The following is a 26,900-nucleotide window of genomic DNA, read 5'->3' on the forward strand; positions in this document are numbered from 1 at the left end:
GGATTTCGGTCAGGGTTGCGATCTGTCAGAACATTACTGCGCTGGACGATGAACTAACAAATACATCGACAGTTCGCGCCCTGACGGGTTCTGTCGACCGCAGGTGAGGGAGGGTGGTGGTGGGACGCTGGATTGTCAGCACCCTGTGCGCATCCGTGGCCGCGGGCGGCTTCGCCGCCGCCGCGGTGGTGCAGGCGCATCCCCTGGCGCTGCGCCCGATCCTGGACGACCTGGCCGCCCGGCAGGAGCGGGCCTATGCGCGGATCACCCGCCTCGTCTCGGCGCCCGCGCCGGAGCCGGCCCCGTTCATCACGACGGCGATCCAGCGCGGGCCGCTGGAGCAGATCGTCACCGCCACCGGCGCGCTGCAGCCGGTCGACACGGTGGAGGTCGGCTCGCAGCTGGCGGGCCAGATCGCCGACCTCTTCGTCGACTTCAACGACCGCGTCCACAAGGGCGATCCCCTGGCGCGGATCGACCAGCGCAGCTTCATCTCCCGCGTCGAGCAGGCCCGCGCCTCGCTCGAAATGGCCGCAGCCAGCGTCCGGGTCCAGCAGGCGCGGCTCGAGCGCGCCCGCATCGACCTCGACAACGCCAAGGGCAACCGTGCGGTGCTGGCCGCGCGGCTCGAGAACGCGCAGGTCATGCTCGAGGCGGCCAAGCGCAACGTCGACCGCAAGACCATGCTGCGCTCGCGCGAGGCCACCTCGGTCGCGACGCTGGAGGAGGCGCAGACCGACCTCGCCTCGCGCAAGGCGCAGCTGCGCGAGACCGTCTCGCTCCTCGAGCTCAACGCCTTCGCGGTCGATGCCGCGGCGGCCGACCTGCGCCGTCTCGAAGCCGAGCTGATCCAGGCCAAGGCCGCCGTGCCGCTGCAGGAGGCGAGCCTCAGGGCGGCGCAGATCGAGCTCGACCGCACCACCATCCGTTCGCCCATCGACGGCGTGATCGTCGGCCGCTTCGTCAGCGCCGGCCAGACCCTCGCCGCCGGGCTCGAGGCGCGCACCGCCTTCAACGTCGCCCGCAACCTCGGCGAGATGGAGATCCACGCCCGGGTCGACGAGACCGATATCGGCCGGGTCGCCCCGGGGCAGCGCGCGAGCTTCACGGTCGACGCCTATCCGGGGCGGCGCTTCGAGGCCGCGGTGCGCCAGGTGCGCAAGGCGCCCCAGAGCAACCAGGGCGTCGTGACCTACACGGTGGTGCTGACGACCGACAATCGCGAGGGCCTGCTCCTGCCCGGCATGACCGCGCTCGCGCGCCTGACGGTGCACCGGGAGGACGACGTGCTGAAGCTGCCGCTGGCCGCCCTGCGCTTCCGGCCGGCCCGGGCGGTGCCCGAGGGACGGACCGAACCGGGCACGCGCGAGCAGGCGGTCTGGGTGCAGGATGAAGCCGGCGCGCTCCGGCCGGTGGCGGTGACGACGGGCGCATCGAGCGCCGACCAGGTCGTGCTGCGCGGCGGCGCGCTGCAGGAGGGCGACCGGGTCGTCGTCGGGCAGGCCGACGCGAGTGAACCGTCGCGCTTCCTCGGGATCAGGCTCGGCCTATGAGCGACGGCATCGTCAGGCTGGCGGCGGTCAGCCGCACCTTCCGGATGGGCGACGTCAATGTCCCTGTCCTGCACGACGTCACCTTCGCGGTCGGCGAGGGCGAGTCGGTCGCGGTCGTCGGTCCGTCCGGGTCCGGCAAGAGCAGCCTGATGAACCTCATCGGCCTGCTCGACCGGCCGAGCTCCGGGCGGATCTTCCTCGAGGGCGTCGAGACCGGGCGGCTCTCGGCCGATCGCTGCGCGCGCTTGCGCAACCGCCGCATCGGCTTCGTCTTCCAGGCCTACAACCTGCTCCCCCGCCACTCCGCCCTCGACAACGTGCAATTGCCGCTGATCTATGCCGGGGTCGGCCGGGCGGAGCGGCGGCGGCGGGCCGAGCGCGCCCTCGACTCCGTCGGCCTCGCCCACCGGGCCGAGCACCTGCCGACCCGCCTCTCGGGCGGCGAGCAGCAGCGCGTCGCCATCGCCCGCGCCCTCGTCACCGATCCGGGCATCCTGCTCGCCGACGAGCCCACCGGCGCCCTCGACAGCCGCACCGGTAGCGACATCCTGGGGTTGTTCCAGGCCCTGAACGCCACCGGGCGGACGATCCTGATCATCACGCATGACATGAGCGTGGCGGCGGGCTGCGGCCGGATCGTCCGCCTGCAGGACGGGCGCGTCGTGTCCGAGGACGGAACCGCCCCGCGGGCGATGGCGGAGGCCTCCGCGTGATGATCGGGCAGGCCCTCCTGATGGCGCTGCGGGCGCTTCGCCTCAACCTGCTGCGCAGCCTGCTCACCATGCTGGGCATCGTGATCGGCGTCGCCTCGGTGGTCACGGTACTGGCGATCGGCAGCGGCGCGCAGAGCCAGGTCACCCGGCAGATCCGGGCGATCGGCGCCAACGTCCTGATGATCAATCCGGGTGCTGCCCGTCAGGGGGGCCTGCGCCTCAAGGCCGGGACGCGGGCGACCCTGACGGAGGGCGATGTCGACGCCATCTTGGAGCAGGTGCCGCAGGTGCGCGCGGCCGCGGGCTCGATCGCCGGCAGCGCGCAGGCCGTGCGCGAGAACCGCAACTGGAACACCACCGTCAACGGCACCACCACGAACCACTTCGTGGTCCGGGACTGGACGCTCGCCTCCGGCCGCACCTTCAACGCCACCGAGGAGGCGACCGCCGGCAAGGTCGCGGTGCTCGGCAGCGTCGTCGCCCGCGAGCTGTTCGGCACGGACGATCCGGTCGGCGCCGAGATCCGCATCATGAACGTGCCGTTCGAGGTCGTCGGCGTGCTGAGCCCGAAGGGACCGGACCAGGACGACGTCGCCTTCGTGCCGCTCTCGACCGCCAAGCTCCGCTTCCTCGGCAGCGCCGGCGGCACCGCCCGGGACGCCGTCGCCTACATCCTCGCCAAGGCGGTCTCCGACGAGGCGATGGCGCGGGCGAAGGCGAGCATCGAGGACCTGCTGCGCCAGCGCCACCGGATCCAGGACGACCAGGAGGACGACTTCAAGGTCCAGGACCCCTCCGCCGCCGCCGAGGCGCAGCGGGGCGCCACCCGCACGGTCGCGATCCTGCTCACCTCGATCGCCGGCGTCTCGCTGCTCGTCGGCGGCATCAGCATCATGAACATCATGATCGTCTCGGTGACGGAGCGGACCCGGGAGATCGGCATCCGCCGGGCGCTCGGCGCCCGCGGCCGCGACATCCGCCTGCAATTCCTGTGCGAATCGCTCGTCCTGTGCCTCGCCGGCGGTCTCGTCGGGGTCGTCCTCGGGGCGACGATCTCGCTGACGGTCGCCCGCTCGGCCGGCTGGACGACCGTCATCGACCCGAGCGCCGTCGCGGTCGCCGTCGGCTTCTCGGCGATCACGGGACTCTTCTTCGGGCTCTACCCGGCCCACCGCGCGGCCCGGCTCGATCCGGTGGAGGCGCTCAAAGCCGAGTGATCATCGTAAGGCGGCCCGCCCGGGCCGATGGGGGGAGGCACACATGGTCGTACTGAAAGGGTCCCATCCGCTGTCGCGAAGCAAGGCCCCGATCCGGTTCCGGCCGGCGAAGCCGGCGGCGCCGGAGGACGAGACCGCGGCCCCGACCGCGCGGGAGTGCGAGCTGATCGCGCTCATCGCCCGGGGCCTGCCGAACAAGCTGATCGCCCACGAGATGGGGATCTCGCCCAACACCGTCCGGGCGCATATCGGCAACATCATGCGCAAGTACCAGCTCAGCAACCGGACGCAGATCGCCATGCTGCTGACGCCGCTCCTGCCCGAGGCGGTCGCGGAGCCGTTGCGGCGGCGGTAGGGGCGTCCGAGCAGGCGCGGAGTGGATTCGTGCCTGCTTCGTCCTCGGCATCCTTCCACCGGCTGGAACACTCGCCTGCCGTGGCGTCGGATGAGCGGATTTCCCGGTTCCGGCTCCGCCCCCATTTTCCCGGACGATCGCAACGAAGCGGAAGGAGATCCGGGAAAGGGGTGGCGGCTCACGATGCGCGGCACGCTTGCGTATCCCGTTATCGACCGTCCTGCCCCCGACCGCTCAGGGCGGCGGAATCCGCCCCGGCGGGGTGCCGCGGATCAGCGCCATCACGGCCTCGTCGCGCTCGGAGATCAGCCGGGCCCCGCGCTGGAAGCTCAGATAGGCCCAGAGCCAGCGCAAGGTCACGACCAGCCGGTTGTGGAAGCCGACCAGCAGGTAGACGTGGGCCACCCCCCACACCACCCAGGCCAGGAACCCCTTCAGCTTGAGGTGGTCCCACTGCACCACGCCGGAATTGTGCCCGATGATCGCCAGGTTGCCGCGGCTGCGGAAACGGAAGGGCTTCGGCATCGTGCCGTGCAGGATGCGGTCGCGCAGGGCTTTGCCGAGATAGCGGCCCTGCTGGTCGGCCACCTGGGCGAGGCCCGGCAGGGGCTTGCCGTCCTCGGCCTTCGCCATGGCGAGGTCGCCGAGGGCGTAGATGCCCGGTCGCCCGATGACCGCGAGGTCGGGCCCGACCGGCACGTGGCCCGTGCGCGTCGTCTCGACCCCGAGCCACTCCCCCGCCGGCGACGCGCGCACGCCGGCGCCCCAGACGATCGTGGCGGCCGGGATCAGCTTGCCCGCCACCGTGACCCCCTCCTCCGACACGTCCTCGACCGCGTGCTCGGTCAGCACGGTGACGCCGAGACGCTCCAGTGAGCGGCGCGCATAGGCTGAGAGGTCCTCGGTGAAGGTGCCGAGTACCCGGGGCGCGGCCTCGATCAGGAGGATCCGGGCCTGCTTCGGGTCGATGCGGCGGAAATCCTTCGACAGGGCGTGGTGGGCGAGGCCCGCGATGGCCCCCGCCATCTCGACCCCGGTCGGCCCGCCGCCGATCACCGCGAAGGTCATCAGCCGCTCGCGGGCGGCCGAATCGTCCTCGCGCTCCGCCGCCTCGAAGGCGAGGAGCACCCGGGCGCGGATGCGGCGGGCGTCGTCGAGGGTCTTGAGGCCCGGGGCGAAGCGCTCCCATTCCGGGTGGCCGAAATAGCTGTGGGTGGCGCCCGTCGCGAGGACCAGCGTGTCGTAGGGGATGCGGGTGCCGTCGCGCAGGCGGACGGAGCGCTCCTCGGTGTCGACCCCCTCGACCTCGCCCATCAGCACGCTGACATTGCGGTCCCAACGCAGGATCGCCCGGATCGGCTCGGCGATCTCGCCCGGCGCGATCACCGCGGTGGCGACCTGGTACAGCAGCGGCTGGAACAGGTGGTGGTTGCGCCGGTCGATCAGCGTGACGGCGATGCCCTCGGCGCCGCCGAGGCCGCGGGCCGTGGTGAGGCCGCCGAAGCCGCCGCCGACGATCACCACCCGGTGCAGCCCGGGCGCGGCGAGCGGCGCCCGCTTCACCCCGTCGAGGGGGGTGGTTTCGAGAGGGGTGCGGTGCAGGGTCTCGGACATGCGGCTCTCCCTCGGACGGTGCCAGGCGGCCGGATCGGGGCTCGTCCCGGCGGGCTTCACCCACGCGGAACCGGCCTGATCACGGCTTGCCGAAGCGACACTCTGACCCAAGGTTACGATGCTGGCGAGAGCCCTGGAACCCCCCCGGATGGCGTCAGGGCGACGGCCATCGACCCTGCGGTGCCGGCCTCGATCCGGCAGGATCGGCGCACCGGGCGGAAGCCTATTTCACAGTTAAAAATTGTATAAATCGGCATACCTCGACGGCTGTCCGGATTTCCGCTACCCGTGCGGCGGACGACGCGCCCTCAAGGGAGAGACACACCATGGCCGACGCCACCGCCACCTCGGAATCCGGCCGCCGGATCGGCCACGGCCGGGTCTACGACTCGATCACCGAGACCATCGGCAACACCCCGCTGGTGCGCCTCAACCGCCTGGCCAAGGAGCGCGGGATCGACGCCGAGATCCTGCTGAAGCTCGAGTTCTTCAACCCGATCGCCTCGGTGAAGGACCGCATCGGCGTCAACATGATCGACGCCATGGAGGCCTCGGGCGTGCTGAAGCCCGGCGGCACCCTGGTGGAGCCGACCTCCGGCAATACCGGCATCGCGCTGGCCTTCGTGGCCGCGGCCCGCGGCTACCGGCTGATCCTCGTCATGCCCGAGACGATGTCGCTCGAGCGGCGCAAGATGCTGGCCTATCTCGGGGCCGAGCTCGCCCTCACCCCCGGCCCGCAGGGTATGAAGGGCGCGATCGCCAAGGCCGAGGAACTCCTGAAGGAGATCCCGGGGGCGATCATGCCCCAGCAGTTCAACAACCCGGCGAACCCCGAGATCCACCGCAAGACCACCGCGGAGGAGATCTGGAACGACACGCACGGCCAGCTCGACGCCTTCGTGGCCGGCGTCGGCACCGGCGGCACCATCACGGGCGTCGGCCAGGTCATCAAGCCGCGCCTGCCGCATCTGCGCGTCGTCGCGGTCGAGCCGGAGGATTCCCCGGTCCTGTCCGGCGGCCAGCCCGGCCCGCACAAGATCCAGGGCATCGGCGCCGGTTTCGTGCCGGGCGTGCTCGACCGCGGCGTGATCGACGAGGTGGTGACGGTCTCCAACCAGACCGCCTTCGACACCGCGCGCCTGCTCGCCCGGATCGAGGGTATCCCCGGCGGCATCTCGACCGGCGGCAACGTCGCGGCGGCCCTTGAGGTCGCGAGCCGGCCGGAGTTCAAGGGCAAGCGGATCGTGACGGTCGCCTGCTCCTTCGCCGAGCGCTACATCTCGTCGGCCCTGTTCGAGGGGCTGTAAAGCCCGTCAGGGCGGGGCCTTCCGGAGCTCCGCCTCGGACCATCCGCGCAACGGATGCCCCACCCTCCGCGTCATCCCGGGGCTCGCCGAAGGCGAGAACCCGGGATCCATAACCGCCGACGTCGAAGAACGAAGCGGATCGCGTTCCGCCACATCCCGGAACCTCAGCGGTTATGGATCCCGGGTTCCGCTTTCGCGGCCCCGGGATGACGATGGAGGATGCCAGACCCGTCGCGAGACGCGAACGGCGTCTCACGCCACCAGTTCGGGCCGGCGCTCCTCGTGGCGGACCTCGTGATGCCGGTCCTCCTCGCAGGCGCCCCGGCGGAACAGAGCGGCGCAGCGCGACTCTCGGTGGACGCTCAGGATCGACGCCCGGTCGATATCGGGGTTCTCGGCCAGGATGCGGCGCACATCCTCGACCAGGCGGCCGTAGCGGCCGGCATCGAAGCCGGCCTCCAGCGGGCTGACGGCGATATAGGCCTCCACCACCAGGACCTTCTCGGACTTCTCGCGGGACACTTCCGCGGCGATCCAGGCGGATTTCACGAGGCGGTTCGGGTTGACCATCGGCGTACCTCCGTTCTCGTCAGGCCGCTCTTCGGCGGCTCGTTGGCGGTGAGACTGCGACAAGACGCTCCCTCTGCCAACTCCGCAGCTGCTGCAAAGCTCCGTTATGTCGCAGCTAATTCATGCGCCCAGCGCATGACACACGGGATTAGAGCGGCAGCACCCCATCGCTCTTCACCTCCTCCATCACCGCGTAGGTGCGCGTGTTGTTGACCCCCGGCAACGACAGCAGGCCCTCGCCGAGGAAGCGGCGGTAGGCCGGCATGTCGGCGACCCGGGCCTTGACCAGGTAGTCGAACCCGCCCCCCACCATGTGGCATTCCAGCACCTCCGGCGCGCGCCGCACCGCGGAGGCGAAGCGCGCGAAGGCGTCGGGCGTGGTCTTGTCGAGCGAGACCTCGACGAAGACGAGCAGGCTCAACCCTAAGCGCTGCGGGTCGAGCCGCGCCCCGAACCCGGTGATCACCCCGTCCTTCTGCAGCCGGCGCAGCCGCTCGCCGGTAGCTGTCGGCGACAGCCCGACCCGCTCGGCCAGTTCCACGTTCGGGATGCGCCCCTCGCGCTGGAGGATCTTCAGGATCTGTCGGTCGACCCGGTCGAGCCCGTCCGTCATTCTCTCTCCCAAACCCCGGTTTCGCCGCCGATCCTGCGGCCAACCGGCGATAAGCGCCATCGAAGCGCGGCGGAAGGGCGATTATCCTGAGGATCGTCGCAAAGCCCCTCGCCCGGACCCACCCCGATGCCCGCCCCGCTCCCCGTCTTCCACGCGCCCTTTGCTCCCGACGACGCCGTCCTCGCCCGCCTCTTCCTGGAGCGGGGCGCCCTGCCGCCCGAGCGCGAGGCCCGGGTCGATGCGCTCGCCCGCGACCTCGTCGGCGCCATCCGGCAGGAGAGCGGGGGTCTCGGCGGCGTCGAGGCGATGCTGCGCGAGTACTCGCTCTCGACCAAGGAGGGCCTCGCCCTCATGGTGCTGGCCGAGGCCCTGCTGCGGGTGCCCGATGCCGCCACCGCCGACCGGCTGATCGAGGACAAGCTGCGCTTCGGCGGCTTCGAGCAGCACGCCACCCGCTCGGACGCCCTGCTGGTGCGCTCCTCGGCCTGGGCGCTCGGCCTCTCGGCGCGGATCATCCAGCCCGGCGACACCCCGGAGGGGATTCTGGCCGGCCTCGCCAAGCGCCTCGGCCTGCCGGCGGTGCGCCAGGCCGCCCGCCAGGCGATGCGGGTAATGGGCGGGCATTTCGTCCTCGGCGAGACGATCGAGGCGGCGTTGAAGCGCTCGGCGAGCGGACAGGGCCGGCTCTACCGCTACTCCTTCGACATGCTGGGCGAAGGCGCCCGCACGGCGGAGGACGCCCGGGCCTACGCGGCGTCCTACGCCGCCGCCATCGAGGCGATCGGCCGGGCCGCCGGCAACAAGCCGCTGCCCGACCGGCCGGGCATCTCGGTCAAGCTCTCGGCCTTGCATCCGCGCTACGAGGCGGTCGGCCGCGAGCGGGTGATGGCCGAATTGGTGCCGGTACTCCTCGATCTCGCCAAGGCGGCGAAGGCTTACGACCTCAACTTCACGGTCGATGCCGAGGAGGCCGACCGGTTGGAACTCTCCCTCGACGTCATCGCGGCGGTGCTCGGCGATCCCGCGCTCGCCGGGTGGGACGGGTTCGGCCTCGCGGTCCAGGCCTACCAGAAGCGCTGCCTCCAGGTGATCGACCACGTCGCCGACCTCGCCGCCCGCCTCGACCGGCGGCTGATGGTGCGCCTCGTCAAGGGCGCGTACTGGGACACCGAGGTGAAGCGGGCCCAGGAGCGCGGCCTGCCCGACTACCCCGTCTTCACCCGCAAGAGCATGACGGATCTCAGCTACCTGGCGGCGGCCGAGCGGATGCTCGCCCACCGGCCGCGGCTCTTCCCGCAATTCGCCACCCACAACGCGCTCACCGTCGCGGCGATCGTCGAGCGGGCCGGGCCGGAAGCGGGCACCTACGAGTTCCAGCGCCTGCACGGCATGGGCGAGGCGCTCTACGCCCGGCTGCTGTCCGCTGTGCCGGGTGCGGCCTGCCGCACCTACGCGCCGGTCGGCGGGCACCGCGACCTCCTCGCCTACCTGGTGCGGCGGCTGCTCGAGAACGGTGCCAATTCCTCCTTCGTCTCGCAGGCCGCCGACCCGGCGGTGCCGGTCGAGACCCTGCTGCGCCGCCCGGCCGAGAGCGTCGGCAACCCGGACCGCGCCCGGCACGCCAAGCTCCGCCGCCCCGCCGAGATGTTCGCGCCTGAGCGGATCAACTCCGCCGGCGTCGAATTCGGCGACCGGGCGGCGCTGGAGCGCCTGACGGACAGCGTGTCCGCCGCGCGCGGCCTCGCCGAGGCGGCGCCGGTGATCGACGGCACAGCGCAAGCCGGCACGCCGCGCGACGTGGTGAGCCCGAGCGACACCCGCACGGTCGTCGGCACCGTGACGGAGGCCTCGCCCGAGACCGCTGCCGCCGCGATGCAGGCCGCCCGCAAGGGCGCGCTCGCCTGGGGCCGCGTCCCGGCCGAGCAGCGCGCCGCCGCTCTGGAGCGGGCCGCCGACGCGATGGAGGCCTCGACCGGACGGCTGATCCACCTGCTCCAGGCCGAGGCCGGCAAGACCCTCGACGACGCGGTGGCGGAACTGCGCGAGGCGGTTGATTTCTGCCGCTACTACGCGGCGCAGGGCCGCAAGCTCTTCGGCGCGCCGCAGGCCCTGCCGGGCCCGACCGGCGAGAGCAACCGCCTCTCCTTGCGCAGCCGCGGCGTCTTCGTGGCGATCTCGCCGTGGAACTTCCCGCTGGCCATCTTCGTCGGCCAGGTCGCCGCGGCTTTGATGGCCGGCAACGCGGTGGTGGCGAAACCCGCCGAGCAGACCCCGCTCGTCGCGGCCGAGGCCGTGCGCCTCCTGCACCGGGCCGGCGTGGCGCCCTCGGCCCTCCACCTCGTGCCGGGCGACGGTGCGGTCGGGGCGGCTCTGGTGGCGCATAAGGACGTGGCCGGCGTGGTCTTCACCGGCTCGACGGAGGTGGCGCGCCACATCAACCGGGCGCTCGCCGCCAAGGACGGGCCGATCGTGCCCCTGATCGCCGAGACCGGCGGCATCAACGCGATGCTGGTCGATGCCACGGCTCTTCCCGAGCAGGTCGCCGACGACGTGGTGACCTCCGCTTTCCGCTCCGCCGGCCAGCGCTGCTCGGCCCTGCGCCTGCTGCTCGTCCAGGAGGACGTGGCCGACAAGGTGATCGGGATGGTGGCGGGCGCGGCACAGGAACTGCGGCTCGGCGATCCGCGCGACCCGGCGACCCATGTCGGCCCGGTGATCGATTCTGATGCCCGCACCCGCCTCGACCGCCACGGCGCCGCGATGCGCCGCAGCGCGACGGTGCATTACGCCGGCGAGGTGCCGGGCGCGGGCCATTTCGTGGCGCCGCAGATCTACGAGATCGCCGGCCCCGAGGCGCTGACGGAGGAGGTGTTCGGGCCGATCCTGCACGTCGCCCGCTATCGTGCCGCCGACCTCGACCGGGTGTTAGAGGCGATCGAGGCCAGCGGCTACGGCCTGACGCTGGGCGTGCATTCGCGCATCGACGCCACGGTGGAACGGGTGGTCGCGCGCCTCTCGACCGGCAACGTCTACGTCAACCGCAACATGATCGGCGCGGTGGTCGGGGTGCAGCCCTTCGGCGGCCACGGCCTCTCCGGCACCGGCCCGAAGGCCGGCGGGCCGCACTACCTCACCCGCTTCGCCACCGAGCAGACGGTGACGGTGAATACCGCGGCGGCAGGCGGCGACGCGGCGCTGATCGCGATGGAGGGGTGAGCACGGGCGCAGGTTGCGCATCGAGGGAGCGACCACTCACCCTGGGGAACGGTGCAGCTTCATTGGCTGATACTGTGTACAAGAACTATGGGCAGGCGGTTCTTTAATCCCTTCCGCTGCGTGCGTGGGAGCACGTCCCGGCGTGCGGGGGCCGTCTATATTCCGATCATCGCAACGGAACGCCGATCGCCCCCGGGTCGATCGGCAGAAGACGGAGATTGGATCACATGAAGACCCGCATCGCCGCCCTCGCCGCCGCCCTCGTCCTCGGCGCCGCCCCGCTTTCGACCGCCATGGCCTTCCCGCACGCCTCCGCCCCGGCCTGGGCCTATGACGTCGAGACCACCGGTTCGATCGGATACCGCGCCAACGACAGCGTGCCGTTCTACGGCGCCTGCCCGATGAGCTCGGCCGCCGAGGGCAACGCCAAGCAGCAGAACTTCCCGGTCAAGCAGTACGGCCAGACCTCGGGCGGCTATCGCTGCTGAGCCCGGTCGCCGGGTTCTCGACCGACAGCCTCGGCCGGGGCCGGCAGTCCGGCCACCTCGTGACGACGATGACGGGCCGCCCCCAGGGGCGGCCCTTTCCGCGTCGAGGGACGGCACCGTCACCCGAAATACACACCCTTCGCCGAACCGTGGGCGTACCCGGAAATCGCCGCAAACCGGCACCACAGCTCGATCCCGACGGCGCGAGGCTTTCGTCGGCCCCGGGCCGTGCCGCTCGACTTTTGTGGCCGGGCGGCAAGCTTGGCACTTCGTTAAGCAGTCACTCGCATTCTCGCGCCAACACCTTCGGGAGACCCTCAGCGTGCGCGCTCTGACCTCATACGGCCTTCCGCGCCTCGGCGCGGGCGCGGCGCTCGTCGCCGCCCTCTTCGTCACCGCAGCGCCCCAGGCCCAGGCCCGCGACAATGTCGGCGCGGCGATCATCGGCGGCGCGGCGGCCGGCGTGCTCGGCGGCGTCGCGGCCGGCGCCATCATGAACGGCATGCAGCCCCCGCCCCCGCCGCCCCCGGCCTACGCGGTTCCCCCGCCGCGCCGTGTCTACGTCGAGGAGCCGGAGACCGTGATCGTGCGCCCGCGCCGCGGCCCGATCTGCCACTTCGAGCGCCGCAAGGTGTGGCTCGACGACGAATCCTTCACCTACAAGCGCGTCGAGGTCTGCGAGTAGGCATCGCCAGCATCGGGAACGATCAGGGGCCGGCACCCGGGGACGGGGCCGGCCCTTCTCGTCGGGTCACCCGGCCTTCGGCATCACGCCGTCCTTCACCAGGATCCAGTCCTCGATCACCACAGCGTCGAGGCCTGTCGTAGCGAACATCAGGATCGCGTCCTCGGCGGTGTGGAGGATCGGCTTGCCCATCACGTTGAAGCTGGTGTTGAGCAGGATCGGCACGCCGGTCCTCGCCGCGAAGGCCCGGATCAGGGCGGCGTAGGCCGGGTTGCGCTCGTCCGTGACGCTCTGGAGGCGTCCGGTGCCGTCCTCGTGGACCACGGCCGGCACGTGAGCGCGCCTCTCCGGCCGCCAGACCAGGGTGCGCTCCATGTAGGGGCTGTCCTGGTAATCCTCGAACCAGTCCGGCCCGGCCTCGGCCAGGATCGAGGGCGCGAAGGGCCGGAACGCCTCGCGGTACTTCACCTTGCCGTTGAGAATCGCCTTGGCGTCGGCCGGGCGCGGATCGGCCAGGATCGAGCGGTTGCCCAGCGCCCGGGGTCCGAATTCCGCCCGCCCCTGCACCCAGCCGACGAGCCCGCCGGCCGCCAGGATGTCGGCCGCGGCCTGCGTCACCCCGTCATGGCCGAGATGGCGCAGGCGCGGCTCCCAGCCGACCATCCGCTCCAGGGGCTCGGTCGAGACCCGCGAGCCGAGATACGGGGTGGCGAGGTGCCCCGGCCCGGTCCAGTCCGGGTTGTCCTCCTGGAAGGCGAGCCAGGCCGCGCCGAGCGCGTTGCCGTCGTCGGCGGGCGCGGACGGGACGTGCAGGTGCTGATAGCCGCAGCGCTGCAGCAGCCGGCCGTTATAGGACGAATTGAGGGCGCAGCCGCCGGTGACGACGAGGTTCTCGTGGGGCGCCAGCCGCCACGCCTCGGCGACGAGCACGTCCATCATCTCCGAGAAGATCGCCTGGCCGCAGGCCGAGAGGTCGGCCCAGCCGTCCGCGTCGGCGTCGGCCGGGCGCCGAACGCGGATCTCGTCCGCCACCGCCTGCACGGTGGCGGCGTCGGAGAAGCGCAGGCGGCCGCCCTCGATCCGGTAGAGCCGGCGCAGAAGCGCCATCAGCTCGGGGTCCTGCCGGCCGTAGGGGGCGAGCCCCATGATCTTCCATTCCTCGCCCTTGGTCTGGTCGAACCCGGCGAGATCGGTGACGAGGCCGAAGAAGAAGCCGATCGATTCGCGGCCGCGATGGCGCTTCACCTCGACGAGCCGCCCCGCCTCCATCCGGTAGATCGCCGAGGCGCCGGTCTCGCCCATGCCGTCGACGACGAGGCAGGTGGCGTCCCGGAACGGCGAGCCCCACAGCCCGTAGGCCGCGTGCGTCAGGTGGTGGGGGTAGCGCCGCAAGGCCGCGACGGTCGAGCGGCCGCCATGCGCCCGGTCGAGGCCGAGCAGGGTGCCGTAGCCGGCGCGTCCCTGTGCGAGCGCCAGCTCGGCGATGAAGGTGCGCTCGGCCCGCTCCGGCACCAGCGAGCGGTTGAGCGCCGGGGAATGCCCGCGCAACGCCTCGAGCCCGAAGGCGCCGGTGCCCGCCTGGTCGGCGAGGTAGCGGCTGAAATCCGGCCCCCAGGTGGTGGCGACGACGAGCTCGGCGCCCGGCGGCAGGTGGGCCTTGAGCAGGCCGGCCATGCGGGGCGCCGAATCCGGCTCGCAATTCGGGGCGCGCTTGTATTGCAGGTAGCGCTCCGTCGCCTCGGCGAAGAGCACCGCGCCGTCCGGCCCGACCAGGGCGAGGGCCGGGTCGTGGAAGGTGGTGGCGAGGCCGAGATAGTAGCGCATCGGATCCGTCGATCTGGTCACGCTGCCGCTCTAACAGTGTCGGCTGCCCCTGTCAGGCGGGGGAGAAGCGTTGCGCGGGTGCATCGGGTTCCCGCTCCCGCTGCGTGATCCCGCCGGATTTCGCCCGCGTTTCCGATGCCGATATGCTAGCGCAGTCATCGGGGTACGGCCCGTCGGGCCGTCGGACGAACATGAGGCGGCGCTCTCCTCGCGGGGCGGCACGGACAGCACGGTGCGCGACATCCTGACCGCCCTGGCGGGCCTCGTCATCCTGATCCTCGCCGCGGCCCTGGTCGCGCCGCCCTTCATTCCGTGGGAATCCTACCGCAGCAGCTTCGACGCGGCGCTCGGCCGCTCGCTCGGGGTCGAGGCGCACAGCGACGGCCGCCTCGAGGTGCGCCTGCTGCCCTCGCCGCGCCTGCGGATCGACCACCTGCGGCTCGCGACCGGGCGGGACCGGCCGAGCCTCGACGCGCGCTTCGTCAAGGCCGAGATCGCCCTCACCCCGCTCCTCTCCGGCGAGATCCGCTTCACCGAGACCCGGATGGGCCGCGGCGAGGTCACCCTGCCGATGACCGAGGCCGGCAGCTTCCTGCCGCCGTCCTCCCTCGGCGAGGGCCGGGATCTCGCGGTGGAAGATCTGAGGGTCTCGCAGCTCCTCGTCACCACCCGGGTGGCGGCGACCGGGCGCACCGACCAAGTCTACGCCGAGAACGTCCGGCTCTCCGCGCCGCGCCTCGCCGGCCCGTGGCGGGCGGAGGGCAGCGTCGAGGCGGTGCCGTTCCGCCTCACCACCGGGGCGCCGGCCCCCGACGGGACGATCCCGGTCAAGCTCGGCGCGGGCGGCGACACGGTGCCCCGGCTGGATCTCGACGCCCGGGTGAGCGTCGCGGCCGGCCCGGAGGGCGGCGGGGTGCCGGAGGCGAGCGGCACGGCTCGCCTGGTGGTGGGGCCGCCGGCCCAGGCCGCGGGCGCCACGCTGCCGGTCTCGGTGCAGGGCGGGTTCAAGGCGAAGGGCCGGGTCGCTACCTTCGAGACCCTGAGCGTCGAGGTGCCGGGCGAGGCGCCCCTGCGCTTCACCGGCCGCGGCAGCCTCGACCTCGCGACCGCCCGGGCGACGATGAGCCTGGAGGCCCGCCGCCTCGACCTCGACGCCTTCCTGATGAGCGCCACCGGCCAAGCCCTGCTCAATCATGACCTGCTCAATCACGACCGGCTCGGGCGCGGCGTGGCGCCCGCCTCCCTGCCCGGCACCCTGGCGCTCGACGTCGCGGCCGACAGCCTGACGCTCGCTCGCGAGGAATGGGCCGGGGCCGCCCTCAGCGCCACCCTGCGGCCCTCCGGCGCCGTCACCCTGCGGCGGCTCGCTGGCACCGCCGCCGGCGGGATGGCGCTCGCCTTGTCCGGCGACGTGACCCCGAGCGGCGGCTTCTCGGGCCACGCCGCGGTCGACGCCCCGGCCTCGGACCGGCTCGCCCGGCTCCTCGACCGGCTCGGGCTTCACGGGCCGCTCGCCGGGCTCCTCGACGGCCGGCCCTTCTCGGCCGAAGCCGACGTGGCGGCGGCGCTGCCGGTGCTCTCGCTGCGCAACGCGCGGGTGGCGTTGGGGACCGCGAAGATCACCGGCAGCGCCCGCTACAGCCCGGCCGGGCCGGACCAGGCCCGCCCGCGCTTCGACGCCCAGATCATCGCCGACGGGCTCGACGTGGCGGAGCTGCCGCCGATGCGGGGCGCCGTCGCGGCGCTCCAGGACCACGATGTCGGCCTGACCCTGCTCGCCCGCGACCTGCGCTACGGGCCGACCGGCCCCCGCACCGGCGAGATCGCCGCCAGCCTGCAATCCGAGGGCGCCGCGCTCCGCCTCGACAGCCTGGAGGTGCGCGACCTCGCTGGGGCCCGGGCCAGCCTCTCGGGCCGGATCGGCGCCGACGGCGCCGGGCGCATCGCCGGGCGGGTGAGCGCCCCGGTGGCAGCCCCCCTGATCGACCTCGTCGCGCGCACCTTCGTCGACGAGGCGCGGCTGCTGCCGGGCTTCCTGCGCGACGGGCCGGTCGCCCTCGACGTGACGCTGGAGCGCGAGTCCGGGTCCGAGCCGGGCCGCCTGCGCGGCCAGGCCCGCGGCAGCGCCGCCGGCGGCCGCCTCGGCCTGTCGCTGGCGGCCCGGGCCGGGCGCCTCGACGACCTCGACGCCCGCCTCGACGGCGTGGCCTCCGGCCGCTGGCTCGGCCGGCCGAGCGATCCGGCCCTGGCGATGCCCGCGAGCCTGCACCTCGCCGGGCGCCGGCAGGCAACGAACGGGACCGGGGCGAAAGGAGCCGGGTCGAACGGATCAGAGGCGGAGGGGCCGCTCGCCCTGACCCTCGACGCCGAGATCGCCGGGGCCGCCATCGCGACCACCCGTCCGCTGGTGCTGCCGGCGGCCGGTCCGCTCCAGGACGGCGCTCTCACCCTCGCGACGCCCGACCTGCGGCCTTTGGCCGGCCTCCTCGGCGCCGGCCCGGCCCTGCCGGACCGGGTGCCGGCCCGGCTGAACCTCGGCCTGTCCCGCGCCGGCGACGCCCCGCGCCTCGTCGTGACCGGCACCCTCGCCGGCTCGGCGGTCGACGCGACCCTGACCCGGCCGCAGGGCGGCGAGGTCTCCGGCAGCGTCTCGCTCGAACGGCTCTCGCTGCCCTGGCTCGCCGGGGCGCTGGTGCTGAATCCCGGGGCGCCGTCCGGGCCGGACGCCTGGTCCACCACCCGCTTCGGACCGGCCCCGTCCGTCCCCGTCACGGGTCAGGTCGCCATGACGGTGAGGCGGCTCGATCTCGGCCGCGGCCTGGCGGCGGACTGGGCGCGGTTCGATCTCGGGCTCGGGCGCGACGGCCTGACGTTTCGCGAGTTCGCCGCCGGCCTCGCGGGCGGGCGGCTCGCCGGCAGCGCCACCCTGGCCCGGCAGGGCGCCCAGGCGACGCTCGCGGCGGAGGGCGGCCTGACGGCGGCCGCGCTCCCGGCGCTCACCGGCGGCGACGCCCTGCGGGGGCAGGTGTCGTTGCGGCTCCGCCTCGGCGCGGCGGGGGACAGCCCGGCCGCCCTGGTCGGCAATCTCGCTGGCAGCGGCACCCTGGAACTCGCCGGCCTCACCCTCCGCGACCTTGATCCGGCGGCGGTGCAGCGCGCCCTCGCCCGGCTCCTCGCCGAGGAGGATCCGCTGCGCGCCGGCCGGGTCGAGCGGGTGGTGACGGAGGAGTTCGACCGCGGAGCACTGGAGCTGGCGGGGCCCGTCTCGGTGCCGGCCTCGATGGTCGGCGGCACCTTGCGCACCGGGAGCCTCACCCTCGATCCCGGACCCGCCACCTGGACCGGCCTGGTGCAGGTCGACGCGAAGACCATGCGCCTCGACGCCCGCGGCACGTTCGCCGCCACCGCGACGCCCCGGGGCTGGACGGCGCCGGCGCCCACCCTCGGCCTCGCCCTCGTCGGCCCGCTGGCCCGGCCGCAGCGCGAGCTCGACCTCGTTCCGTTGAGCAACGTCCTGGCCGCCGTGGTGCTGCAGCGCGAGCTCGACAAGATCGAGACCGTCGAGGCCGACCGCAACGAGCTCGCCCGCCGCCGCAGCCGCCTGGAGATGGACCGCGCGCGGGCGGCCGAGGAGGCCCGGCAGGCCAGGCAACGCGCCGAGGAGAGGCAGCGCGCGGAGGAGGCAGCCAGGGCCGCCGAGGCTGCGCGGGCGGAGGCGGCGCGGGCGGCGGACACGGCACGCCTGAAGGCCGAGGAGGAGGCGCGCCGGCAGGGCGGCGGAGCGCAGGGCGGCGGGGTACCGGAGGCCGGCAGCCCGTGAGCAGGCTTCGCAAAGGTATTTGCCGGTTTGCGATAGAAGTCTACGAAAAGACAATCTAGGCCGACAAAATATTTGATTTAATACATAATTTTACTCAGAGAGCTACAGTAAACCCGAAAATTATTGGCTCGACTGACAGTATTCATTTTCTGCGCGTCATTCCGGGGCCGCGTAGCGGAACCCGGGATCCAGAGCCTCTGGTCGGTCAGAAAGAGGCGGAAAGCACTCCGCTTGATCCTGAACCATCTGCGGTTCTGGGCGTGCCTGCGGCACTCCGGGCTCCGCTACGCGGCCCCGGAATGACGCGGAGATTGTTGATTCTGTAGCATCCAATCAAGCCGGCGCTCAGACCGCCGCCTTCATCGCCTCGCCGAAGGAGTCCACCAGCCGCGCCTCCAGCTTGCCGTCCATGGCGGTGAGGATCGCCATCGCGTCGGCCATCGGCATCGGCGACTTGTAGGGGCGGCGCTCGGTCAGGGCGGCGTAGATGTCGCAGATGGTGAGCAGGCGGACCATGTCGCCGATCTCGCCGCCGACGAGGCCGTCGGGATAGCCGGAACCGTCGAGCATCTCGTGATGGTGGCGCACCACCGCGAGGGTGACGGGGTCGCGCTCGCCGCCCGCCCACAGGACCTCGTGGCCGATCGCCGCGTGGGTGCGCATCACCGCCAGCTCGTCCGGATCGAGGCGGCCGGGCTTGTTGAGGATTTCGAGGGGGATGCGGGCCTTGCCGACGTCGTGGATCAGCGCGGCGCGCACGAAGTGGAACTGGTCCTCGTAGCGGAAGCCGAGATGCAGGGCAAATTGCGCCGCGAGGCCGGCCACCAGCAGGCAATGCTGGTAGGTGGCGTCGTCGTGGGTCCAGACCGTGTCGAGCCAGCGGGCGAGGCCGCCCTCCTGCACCGCGGTGAGGATCGGGCCGAGCCCGGCCTCGACGGCGCCCATGCGGACCGGCTGGCCGGCCCGGGTCTCGGCCATGAGGCCGGTCAGCGCCTCCCCGGCCCGGACCACGCCCTGGCTCACCGCCTGCTCGGCCTGGCCGGCCATGATCCCGACCTGGTTGGCCAGGGCCGCCACGATCGTCTCGGGCGGCACGTAGGCCGGCATGCACACCGTGGCCCCGAGGGTCTTGGCGTGGCGCAGGGCATCCTGGGTCGCCTTGCGCAGGAGGCAGACCACCGGCAGGTGCTGGTTGGCGAAACGGCGCTGGAGGGCGCGCAGGCAATGGTCGGTCTCCGGCCGCGACAGCGTCAGGTCGGAGATGACCCCCGCCAGCGCCCGCCGGTCCCGCCACGTCTCCTCAGGTCCGACGACGTCGCAGATCCCGATTCCCCGCAGGGCCGCGCTGATCGCGGCGCTCCGGTCCGGCCTGTCGGTCACGAGGACGAAGGTCCTCTCGTCGGGCATCGCGTCCCTCCCGGCGGCCGCACGGCCTCCACTGCGCCTACCGAATACGCGTCCAGTCCCGAATAAATGCTTACGGAGAAGAGCCGCAGCCGGAGTGAATGGCGACACGCACGAAACAAAACCAGCAATCGTCCGCGTTCGCGACCGGCCGAACGTCCCTCCCCGCGTCGTCGGGACCCGGCTGCGCCGCCGGCTCCAGTGCATCCGGACCGTACCGCCGGAAGTTGTTCGGCACAACCTGAAGATACTTGCACCAGACCGGAGGATGACCCTGGGGATGATCCTCGCCGCGGACGGGCGTCGGCGGCGCGGCGCGCGGGAGAGCCCGTCGCGGGGGCGCCCGCCTGCAACCCGTCCGTGCGGCGAGGCCGGGACGAAGTGATGTTCCCCTCGACTGTCGAAGTCTCGCTCGGAGAGGTCGTGCAAGGACCGTCATTTCCCGAACACAGGGCGTCGACTCGACGGACGGACCGTGTTTCCCCAGCGTATCCGTCCTTACCTCGTCATCGGCCCTTCATACGGCCAAGCTAGGCGCCGACCCCGAACGGAAGAAGAATCTTCGAGGGGCTCATGAATCCGAAACTCAGCGCCGCGCTGCTGGCGGCGACGTGTCTTTTTCCGGCCGATGCGTGGGCGCAAGGCGTGCCGACCTCGCCGCCGGTGGGATTTTCCAACAGCACCTCGGTCAATCCGGGCACGGTGATGAACCGGGTGCTCGATTCCTATGCCGGGCTCCTCACGGGCGATCCGGCGGCGCTGACCCGGAACTACCAGACCGTTGTCACCCTGACGCAGGGGCGGACCGACGCGCAGACCCTGGCGGCGATCCACGACGACCGCACCGGCCAGGCCTACAGCATCCTCAACGGCCTCGGGCCGCTGACCTCGTCCTACCTCACCGGGGCGGGCGCCTCGTTCACCGGCACGACGCCGACGAGCCTGACGCCGACCGCTTACGTTACGACGACGCTCGCGGATTACGCGGCGAACATCAACACCGGCAACAACGCCAATGCGGGCGTGACGGCCTTCGGCAACGGCACCGCGACACCGCTGGCGAGCGCCGTCGACTTCATCAACACCATTGCCCGCGCCAACGCCTCGACCGAGCCGGCCAAGCGGATCTTCGCCCGCTACCAGGGCGCCAACCCGGCGATCGACCCGCTCGACGCCCGCTTCAACACCTACAGCGCGACGACGAACAAGGCCGGCCTCACGACCCGCGACACCGCGGGCGTGGTGGTGCCGACCTACCTGTCGAACTTTCCCGTGCCGGCGGTCTACGGCACGACGGCGCAGTGGGTGCGCGGCTTCACCGTCACGCAAGCGATGATCGACGCCAATGGCGGCCGGCCGCTCACCGCGCCGAATGTCGGCACGTTCTCGGGCGGCGTCTTCACCCCGGCGACCTTCGGGGTCGGCGACTTCGTGCCGGGCATCGGCACCTCGCCGCGGCCGTACCGGGTCTCGACCGCGGTCGCCGTCCCGACCCTGCTGCAGCCGGTCATCAACAGCACCAACCCCTACGCCGACGGCGCCTATCCGAGCGGCCACACCAATTCGGGCTACCTCCAGGCGCTCGCCACCGCCTTCCTGGTGCCGCAGCGGGGCCAGCAGCTCCTGACCCGGGCCTCGGAGCTCGGCAACAACCGCATCCTCGCCGGCATGCACTCGCCCTTCGACGTGATGGGCGGCCGGATCGAATACTCGGCGATCGTCGCCACCAACCTCTACGGCGCGCTCTACGACGCGAGCGGCAACCGGATCGACTGGACCAACCCGGCGAACACGGTAGCCTACGGGGTCTACCAGGCCTACCGGCAGACGCAGGCCTACCTGGCCTCCGCCTGCGGCGCGTCGAGCGTCACCGCCTGCCTCAACGCCGCCTCCGGCAGCGGCGACGCCTTCGGCAACGCGGCGCAGAACAAGGCGGACTACACCGCCCGCCTGACCTACGGCTTCCAGCCGAGCGGCACGGTCGCCCCGATGACCGCCGCCGACGTGCCGCTCCAGGCGCAGGTGCTGCTCCTCACCCGCTTCCCCTACCTCACCGACGCGCAGCGCACCGAAGTGCTGGCGAGCACCGGCCTGCCCTCCGGCACCCCCGTGCTCGGCGGCAACACCTATGACGGCTGGGGCCGGCTCAATCTCTACGCCGCCTTCGACGGCTACGGCGCCTTCGCCCGCAACGTCACCGTCACCATGGACGCCGCCCAGGGCGGATCTTCCGCCTTCGACACCTGGCGCAACGACATCGCGGGATCGGGCGCGCTCACCAAGGCCGGTACCGGCACCCTGGTGCTGACCGGCAGCAACACCTATGCGGGCGGCACCACGATCTCGGGCGGCACGCTGGTCGGCCACGCCCAGGCCTTCGGGTCGGGCGCGATCCGCAACGACGCCAGCCTGGTCCTCGACCAGGCGAACGATGCCGGCATGGCCAACGCCCTATCCGGGACCGGCAGCCTGACCAAGCTCAACGCCGGCACCTTGAGCCTCACCGGTCAGAGCAGCCTCACCGGCGCGACGGCAATCCTCGGCGGACGCCTCGCGGTGAACGGGTCGCTCGCCGGCTCGGTCGTCACCGTCGGCCCGGGCGCCGGCCTCGGCGGCACCGGCGTGGTCGGCGGGGTCGTGGCGCAGTCCGGCAGCACGATCGCCCCCGGCAACTCCATCGGCACCCTGACGGTCGCCGGCAACGCCACCTTCGCGGCAGGCTCCATCCTCCAGGTCGAGGCGAACGCGGCGGGCCAGGCCGACCGCCTCTCGGCCACCGGCACCGCCACGCTCCAGGGTGGCACCGTCCATGTGCTGGCGCAGAACGGCGCTTACGACCCGCGCACCCGGTACACCATCCTGTCCGCCAATACCGGCGTGTCGGGCACCTTCGGGGGTGTCTCCTCCAACCTCGCCTTCCTCACTCCGACGCTGCGCTATCAGGCGACGCAGGTCGACCTGACGCTGACCCGCAACGACACCCCCTTCGCCGCCATCGCCCAGACCCGCAACCAGGCTGCGGTCGCAGGCGGTATCCAGGGCGCCGGCGCCGGCAGCGGCCTCTACGGCCGCACGGTCGGGCTCACCACGCCGGAGGCCGTCGCCGCCTTCCAGGCGCTGACCGGCGACATCCATGCCAGTTCGGTCTCGGCGTCCTACGAGACCGCCTTCTTCGTGCGCGAGGCCATCCTCGACCGCCTGCGCTGGGCCGGCGACGCCCTCCGCGACTATGGCAGCCTGCCGGCCACCTACACCGCCGACCTGCCCGGCCGCACCGCCCCGGTCGCCTCGGTGCCGGTGCGGGTGCTCGATCCCCGTGTGTTCGGCCTGTGGGGCCAGGGCTTCGGCAGCTTCGGTCAGGCCCGCAGCGACGGCAACGCGGTGACGCTCAACCGCGACACCGCCGGCTTCGTGCTCGGCGCCGACGTCCGGCTGGAGAACGGGATCAAGCTCGGCGTAGCCGGTGGCTACACCAGCACGAGCCTCGACACCCCCGGCCGCACCGGGAGCGGCACGATCGAGAGCGGCTTCGGCGGCGTCTATGGCGGCTACGAGGCCGGACCGTTCGCCCTGCGGCTCGGCGCGGTTTACGCCGACACCAGCCTGCGGCTGCGCCGATCCGTGGTCTTCCCCGGATTCTCGGAGACGGACGCTGCGCGCTATGGCGGCTCCGTGGTGCAGGGCTTCGGCGAGATCGGCTACCGGATCGCGCTCGGGGCGGGCGGGCTCGGCAAGGTTGCGCCGGTCTCGGTATCCTACATTGAGCCGTTCGTGGGCGGGGCTTACGTCGGCATCGACCGCGACCGGTTCGCCGAGACCGGCGGCGTCGCGGCCCTGACCGGTGCGTCGCGGCTGTCGGAGATCCCGACCCTGACGGCGGGCGTGCGGGGTCGGACCGAGGTGGATCCCGGCTTCGGGGCCCCGGTGTCGCTGCACGGCCTCGTCGGCTACCGGCGGGCGTTCGGGGACGTGGTTCCGACGGCGCTGCTGGCCTTCGGTACCGGCCCGAGCTTCGTGACGGCCGGCATCCCGATCACCCGGGATGCGCTGATCGCCTCGGCGGGGGTGGACCTGCGGGTGTCCTCGGCGGCGACGCTCGGCGTGTCGTATACCGGCCAGGTCGGCTCGCGGGCGGAGGACCACGCGGTGAAGGGCACCTTCACCTACCGGTTCTGATCGTCCCGACCTGACGGGGCGCGGCAAGAGCCGCGCCCTTCGTCTCAGCCCGGACAGGTCACGGGCCCGGCGGCACCATGCCCTTCTCCGCCAGGACCGGGGCGGCCTGCGGGCCGGCGAGGTCGCGCAGGAGCGCGGACGCGGCCTCTCCCTCCGCCGCCCCCGCGGGGACCATCCCGGCATAGACGGTGTCGTTCTGCACTTCCGCGGGGATCGGCCCGACGAGGCGGGCGCCCGCGACCGCCATGAGCTCGCTCGTCTGCTGGAGCGCGAGGTCGGCCTCCCCCGTGACGAGGCGCGCGGCCGCCAGCCCCCCGTGCACGAGGACGAGCTTGCCCTTCATGGCGTCGGCGATGCCGAGGCGCGCGAAGAGCTGCGCGAGGTAGATCCCGCTCGATCCGCCGGAGGCCGGATCGACCATCGCGACGGCCCGCGCCCGCAAGAGCGCCTCGCGAAAGCCCGGCAGCGTGGCGATGTCGGGGAGCGGCGCGCCGTCGCGGACCGCGACGCCGATGCCGACCTTCGCGAGCGGCGCCGGCGGCCCGCCGGCGAGGCGCTGCTCCCGGATCAGCGCCTCGAAGCCGCTAGGCGTCAGCACCACGAGATCGGGCCGCGCGCCGTCGCGGATCGCCTGCGCCACCGCGCCGGCGGTGTCGTTGCGGATCGTGACCGTGTGGCCGGTGCGCCGCTCGAAATCCGGCACCAGGGCCGCTGCGACGGGCTTGTAGGCGCCTGTGGTCAGGAGCGTGATCTCGGCCGCCCGCGCGGGAACGACCAGGGCGAGGACGAGGCAGACGGCGCCGAGGCGGCACAGGGATCGGGTCGGGATCGTGACGCGGCGCATGCAGGAGGCTCCCGGATAACAAGCCGCGTGCCCGGCCCCTCCCCTACGGTAGCCGGCCGGTCGCCGGTCAGCGAGCGAAATCCGAGAAGCCGCCGGCGACGGCGCCCGACGCCGTCAGCGCCGCCCGGCTCGCGGGCGCCACCAGGGCGGCGAGTTCCTCGGCGTAGGCGTAGCCCGGTGCCTCGCCCGCAAAGCCGCCGTCGGTGGCGGGATGCAGGTAGAGCTCGGTCAGCCCGTTCGGCAGCCGGCCCAGCAGGGCCTGGACCCGGGCGGGCGTCATCGCCCCCGACCAGGCGAGGCCGAGCACGCGGTCCGGAACCAGGAGCCCGGCGCGCCGCGCCCGGGCGCGCAGCAGTGCCGACCACGGCGCGGTGTCGAGGGCGAGGCCAGGGCGCGCGCCGGGCTCGGCGCGGCGCAAGGTGTCGCGCGGCTCGTGCGGCACCCGGATCGCCCGCATCCCGAATTCGCGCCCGACCCGCAGCACCAGGCCGGCGATGATCGGGTGGATGTGGAAGTGCTTGTGCGCGTTGACGTGGTCGAGGGGCAGCCCCGTCGCCCGGAAGGCCTCGAACTGCGCCCGGATCTCGGACTCGAGCTGGCGGCGGGCGCGGGGCTTCAGCGCCAGGTCGAGCCCGAGCCGCGCCTGGTCGGCCCGCATCAGCCCGGCGCCGTCGGTGAGGTCGGGCAGGTCCGCCGCCGGCAGGGTCGGCCAGGCCTCGACCATCACGAGGTGCAGGCCGACCCGCAGGGACGGCATCGCCTGCGCCCGCACCAGCGCGTCGGCGGCGCCGGGCGCCGACACCATCAGGCTCGCGGCGGTGAGGATGCCGTGGCGATGGGCCTGCTCCACCGCCGCGTTGACCTGGGGCGACAGGCCGAAATCGTCCGAGGTGACGACGAGGCACTTGCGGGGCACGGGCGTGGTCATGGTCGGCTTGATGTCTCGCGATGCGAAAGAGCCTCCCCGTCCGGCCGGACGGGGAGGCTCGCGCCCGCTCCAAGCGGGTTCGTCAGGCGTGAAAACTCACGCCACCCTGCTTCACGCCGCCTTCTTGGCGACGCCCTGGCGCTCGCGCAGGAAGTGCCAGAACTCGACGCCCTCGCGCAGGCGGCGCTTCATCATGTCGGGCGACCGCACCATCTCGCTGACGATCGAGGCGATCTTCGGGGCGCGGAAGTAGAACTTCTTGTAGAACTCTTCCACCGAGTTGAAGATCTCGGTGTGGGACAGGTGGGGGTAGTGCAGCGGGGCGATCTGCACGCCGTTCTCGTCGACCAGCTCGGCGTTGTCCTTGTCGAGCCAGCCGTTCTCCACCGCCTGCTTGTACAGGAAGGTGCCCGGATAGGGCGCGGCGAGCGAGACCTGGATGGTGTGCGGGTTGATCCGCTTGGCGAAGGCGATCGTCTCCTGGATCGTCTCCTTGGTCTCGCCCGGCAGGCCGAGGATGAAGGTGCCGTGGATCGCGATGCCGAGATCGTGGCAATCCTGGGTGAACTTCTCCGCGACCTCGACCCGCATGCCCTTCTTGATGTTGTGCAGGATCTGCTGGTTGCCGGACTCGTAGCCGACCAGCAGCAGGCGCAGGCCGTTCTCCTTGAGCACCTTCAGGGTCTCGCGCGGCACGTTGGCCTTCGCGTTGCAAGACCAGGTCACGCCGAGCTTGCCGAGCTCGCGGGCGATCTCTTCCGCGCGCGGCAGGTTATCGGTGAAGGTGTCGTCGTCGAAGAAGAACTCCTTGGTCTGCGGGAACTCCTTCAGGCAGTACTTGATCTCCTCGATCACGTGCGCGACCGAGCGGGTGCGGTAGGTGTGGCCGCCGACCGTCTGCGGCCACAGGCAGAAGGTGCAGCGCGACTTGCAGCCCCGGCCCGAATAGAACGAGATGTAGGGGTGCTTCAGGTAGCCGATGAAGTACTTCTCCATCTCAAGGTCGCGCTTGTAGACCGAGGTCACGAACGGCAGCTGGTCCATGTCGGTCATGATCTCGCGGTCCGGGTTGTGGACCACGACACCGTCGGCGTCGCGATAGGAGAGACCCTTGATCTCCGCCATCGGCACGCCGTCGGCGACCTCCTTGACGGTGAAGTCGAACTCGTTGCGGGCGCAGAAGTCGACCGCCGGGGCCTGGGCCATGGCGCCGGCGGCGTCCACCGCCACCTTGGCGCCGATCAGGCCGGCGATCAGCTTCGGGTTCGCCGCCTTCAAAGCCTCGATCGTCTTCACGTCCGACTTGAACGACGGCACCGAGGTATGCAGCACCACGAGGTCGAAGTCGTTGGCCTGGGCCACGATCTCCGGCAGCTTGATGTCGTGCGGCGGCGCGTCGATCAGCTTGGAGTTCGGCACGAGCGCCGCCGGCTGGGCGAGCCAGGTCGGGTACCAGAACGACTTGATCTCGCGCTTGGCCTGGTAGCGCGAGCCGGCGCCGCCGTCGAAGCCGTCGAAGGTGGGGGCCTGGAGGAAGAGGGTCCGCATCATCGGGGGGATCGTCTCTTGAGCA

Annotated in this window: 18 protein-coding genes; 10 read left to right on the forward strand and 8 right to left on the reverse strand. The window is 72.2% G+C overall.

Annotated features, from left to right (window positions below; translation table 11 throughout):
• The first annotated feature begins 119 nt into the window (after positions 1 to 119).
• The 4 genes from BM430_RS18870 to BM430_RS18885 are packed head-to-tail and all read left to right on the forward strand — an operon-like array spanning position 120 to position 3,838.
• Positions 120 to 1,553, forward strand: a complete 1,434-nt coding sequence (locus tag BM430_RS18870) for an efflux RND transporter periplasmic adaptor subunit (protein WP_244539552.1) — start codon at positions 120 to 122, stop codon at positions 1,551 to 1,553.
• A complete protein-coding gene (locus tag BM430_RS18875) occupies positions 1,550 to 2,266 on the forward strand; it encodes an ABC transporter ATP-binding protein (protein ID WP_280142283.1) in 717 nt (238 codons plus the stop codon). The genes BM430_RS18870 and BM430_RS18875 overlap by 4 nt, the downstream gene beginning before the upstream one ends.
• Complete coding sequence (locus tag BM430_RS18880) at positions 2,266 to 3,483, forward strand: ABC transporter permease (protein ID WP_093568797.1); 1,218 nt, start codon at positions 2,266 to 2,268, stop codon at positions 3,481 to 3,483. The genes BM430_RS18875 and BM430_RS18880 overlap by 1 nt, the downstream gene beginning before the upstream one ends.
• A gap of 43 nt (positions 3,484 to 3,526) precedes the next feature.
• Positions 3,527 to 3,838: a response regulator transcription factor gene (locus BM430_RS18885; RefSeq protein ID WP_093568798.1), complete on the forward strand. Its 312-nt coding sequence runs from the start codon at positions 3,527 to 3,529 to the stop codon at positions 3,836 to 3,838.
• A gap of 234 nt (positions 3,839 to 4,072) precedes the next feature.
• On the opposite strand, the gene BM430_RS18890 is transcribed toward BM430_RS18885, so the two are convergent.
• Complete coding sequence (locus tag BM430_RS18890; RefSeq protein ID WP_093568799.1) at positions 4,073 to 5,452, reverse strand: NAD(P)/FAD-dependent oxidoreductase; 1,380 nt, start codon at positions 5,450 to 5,452, stop codon at positions 4,073 to 4,075.
• A gap of 326 nt (positions 5,453 to 5,778) precedes the next feature.
• Between BM430_RS18890 and cysK the strand changes: the two genes are divergently transcribed.
• Positions 5,779 to 6,759: a cysteine synthase A gene (cysK, locus tag BM430_RS18895; protein WP_093568800.1), complete on the forward strand. Its 981-nt coding sequence runs from the start codon at positions 5,779 to 5,781 to the stop codon at positions 6,757 to 6,759.
• 252 nt (positions 6,760 to 7,011) lie between these two features.
• Here cysK and BM430_RS18900 read toward each other — a convergent pair whose 3' ends face one another.
• Together BM430_RS18900 and BM430_RS18905 are read right to left on the reverse strand one after the other, a co-directional pair.
• The gene (locus tag BM430_RS18900; protein WP_244539553.1) at positions 7,012 to 7,329 is read right to left on the reverse strand and encodes a hypothetical protein; all 318 of its coding nucleotides are present in this window, start codon (positions 7,327 to 7,329) and stop codon (positions 7,012 to 7,014) included.
• A 148-nt stretch (positions 7,330 to 7,477) separates the two neighbouring features.
• Positions 7,478 to 7,942 carry an Lrp/AsnC ligand binding domain-containing protein gene (locus tag BM430_RS18905; RefSeq protein WP_093568801.1) on the reverse strand — a complete coding sequence of 155 codons (465 nt, stop codon included), beginning with the start codon at positions 7,940 to 7,942 and terminating at the stop codon, positions 7,478 to 7,480.
• Positions 7,943 to 8,068: 126 nt separating this feature from the next.
• Between BM430_RS18905 and putA the strand changes: the two genes are divergently transcribed.
• The 3 genes from putA (at position 8,069) to BM430_RS18920 (ending at position 12,331) form a co-directional block, all read left to right on the forward strand.
• Complete coding sequence (putA, locus tag BM430_RS18910; RefSeq protein ID WP_093568802.1) at positions 8,069 to 11,158, forward strand: bifunctional proline dehydrogenase/L-glutamate gamma-semialdehyde dehydrogenase PutA; 3,090 nt, start codon at positions 8,069 to 8,071, stop codon at positions 11,156 to 11,158.
• Between the two features lie 227 nt (positions 11,159 to 11,385).
• Positions 11,386 to 11,646, forward strand: coding sequence for a hypothetical protein (locus BM430_RS18915; protein ID WP_093568803.1), 261 nt, complete (start codon positions 11,386 to 11,388; stop codon positions 11,644 to 11,646).
• Between the two features lie 322 nt (positions 11,647 to 11,968).
• On the forward strand, positions 11,969 to 12,331 hold the full coding sequence (locus BM430_RS18920) for a hypothetical protein (RefSeq protein WP_093568804.1): 363 nt from the start codon (positions 11,969 to 11,971) through the stop codon (positions 12,329 to 12,331).
• A gap of 66 nt (positions 12,332 to 12,397) precedes the next feature.
• Here the strand turns inward: BM430_RS18920 and BM430_RS18925 are convergent, their stop codons facing one another.
• Complete coding sequence (locus BM430_RS18925) at positions 12,398 to 14,155, reverse strand: carbamoyltransferase family protein (RefSeq protein WP_093568805.1); 1,758 nt, start codon at positions 14,153 to 14,155, stop codon at positions 12,398 to 12,400.
• Positions 14,156 to 14,387: 232 nt separating this feature from the next.
• Here BM430_RS18925 and BM430_RS34085 point away from each other — a divergent pair, with 232 nt between their 5' ends.
• Positions 14,388 to 17,975 carry an AsmA-like C-terminal region-containing protein gene (locus BM430_RS34085; protein WP_210188449.1) on the forward strand — a complete coding sequence of 1,196 codons (3,588 nt, stop codon included), beginning with the start codon at positions 14,388 to 14,390 and terminating at the stop codon, positions 17,973 to 17,975.
• Positions 17,976 to 18,320: 345 nt separating this feature from the next.
• Here BM430_RS34085 and BM430_RS18935 read toward each other — a convergent pair whose 3' ends face one another.
• The gene (locus BM430_RS18935; protein ID WP_093568807.1) at positions 18,321 to 19,382 is read right to left on the reverse strand and encodes an HD-GYP domain-containing protein; all 1,062 of its coding nucleotides are present in this window, start codon (positions 19,380 to 19,382) and stop codon (positions 18,321 to 18,323) included.
• Between the two features lie 570 nt (positions 19,383 to 19,952).
• Here BM430_RS18935 and BM430_RS18940 point away from each other — a divergent pair.
• Complete coding sequence (locus BM430_RS18940; protein ID WP_244539554.1) at positions 19,953 to 23,555, forward strand: autotransporter family protein; 3,603 nt, start codon at positions 19,953 to 19,955, stop codon at positions 23,553 to 23,555.
• 58 nt (positions 23,556 to 23,613) lie between these two features.
• On the opposite strand, the gene BM430_RS18945 is transcribed toward BM430_RS18940, so the two are convergent.
• From BM430_RS18945 to hpnJ, 3 genes are all read right to left on the reverse strand, one after another.
• Positions 23,614 to 24,399 (reverse strand): molybdate ABC transporter substrate-binding protein, encoded by a 786-nt coding sequence (locus BM430_RS18945; RefSeq protein WP_093568808.1) that lies wholly within the window; start codon positions 24,397 to 24,399, stop codon positions 23,614 to 23,616.
• Positions 24,400 to 24,466: 67 nt separating this feature from the next.
• The gene (hpnK, locus tag BM430_RS18950; protein WP_093568809.1) at positions 24,467 to 25,327 is read right to left on the reverse strand and encodes a hopanoid biosynthesis-associated protein HpnK; all 861 of its coding nucleotides are present in this window, start codon (positions 25,325 to 25,327) and stop codon (positions 24,467 to 24,469) included.
• Positions 25,328 to 25,438: 111 nt separating this feature from the next.
• On the reverse strand, positions 25,439 to 26,875 hold the full coding sequence (gene hpnJ / locus BM430_RS18955) for a hopanoid biosynthesis associated radical SAM protein HpnJ (RefSeq protein WP_093568914.1): 1,437 nt from the start codon (positions 26,873 to 26,875) through the stop codon (positions 25,439 to 25,441).
• Positions 26,876 to 26,900 lie beyond the last annotated feature (25 nt).

This window comes from Methylobacterium sp. 174MFSha1.1, assembly GCF_900116815.1.
Lineage (GTDB): Bacteria > Pseudomonadota > Alphaproteobacteria > Rhizobiales > Beijerinckiaceae > Methylobacterium.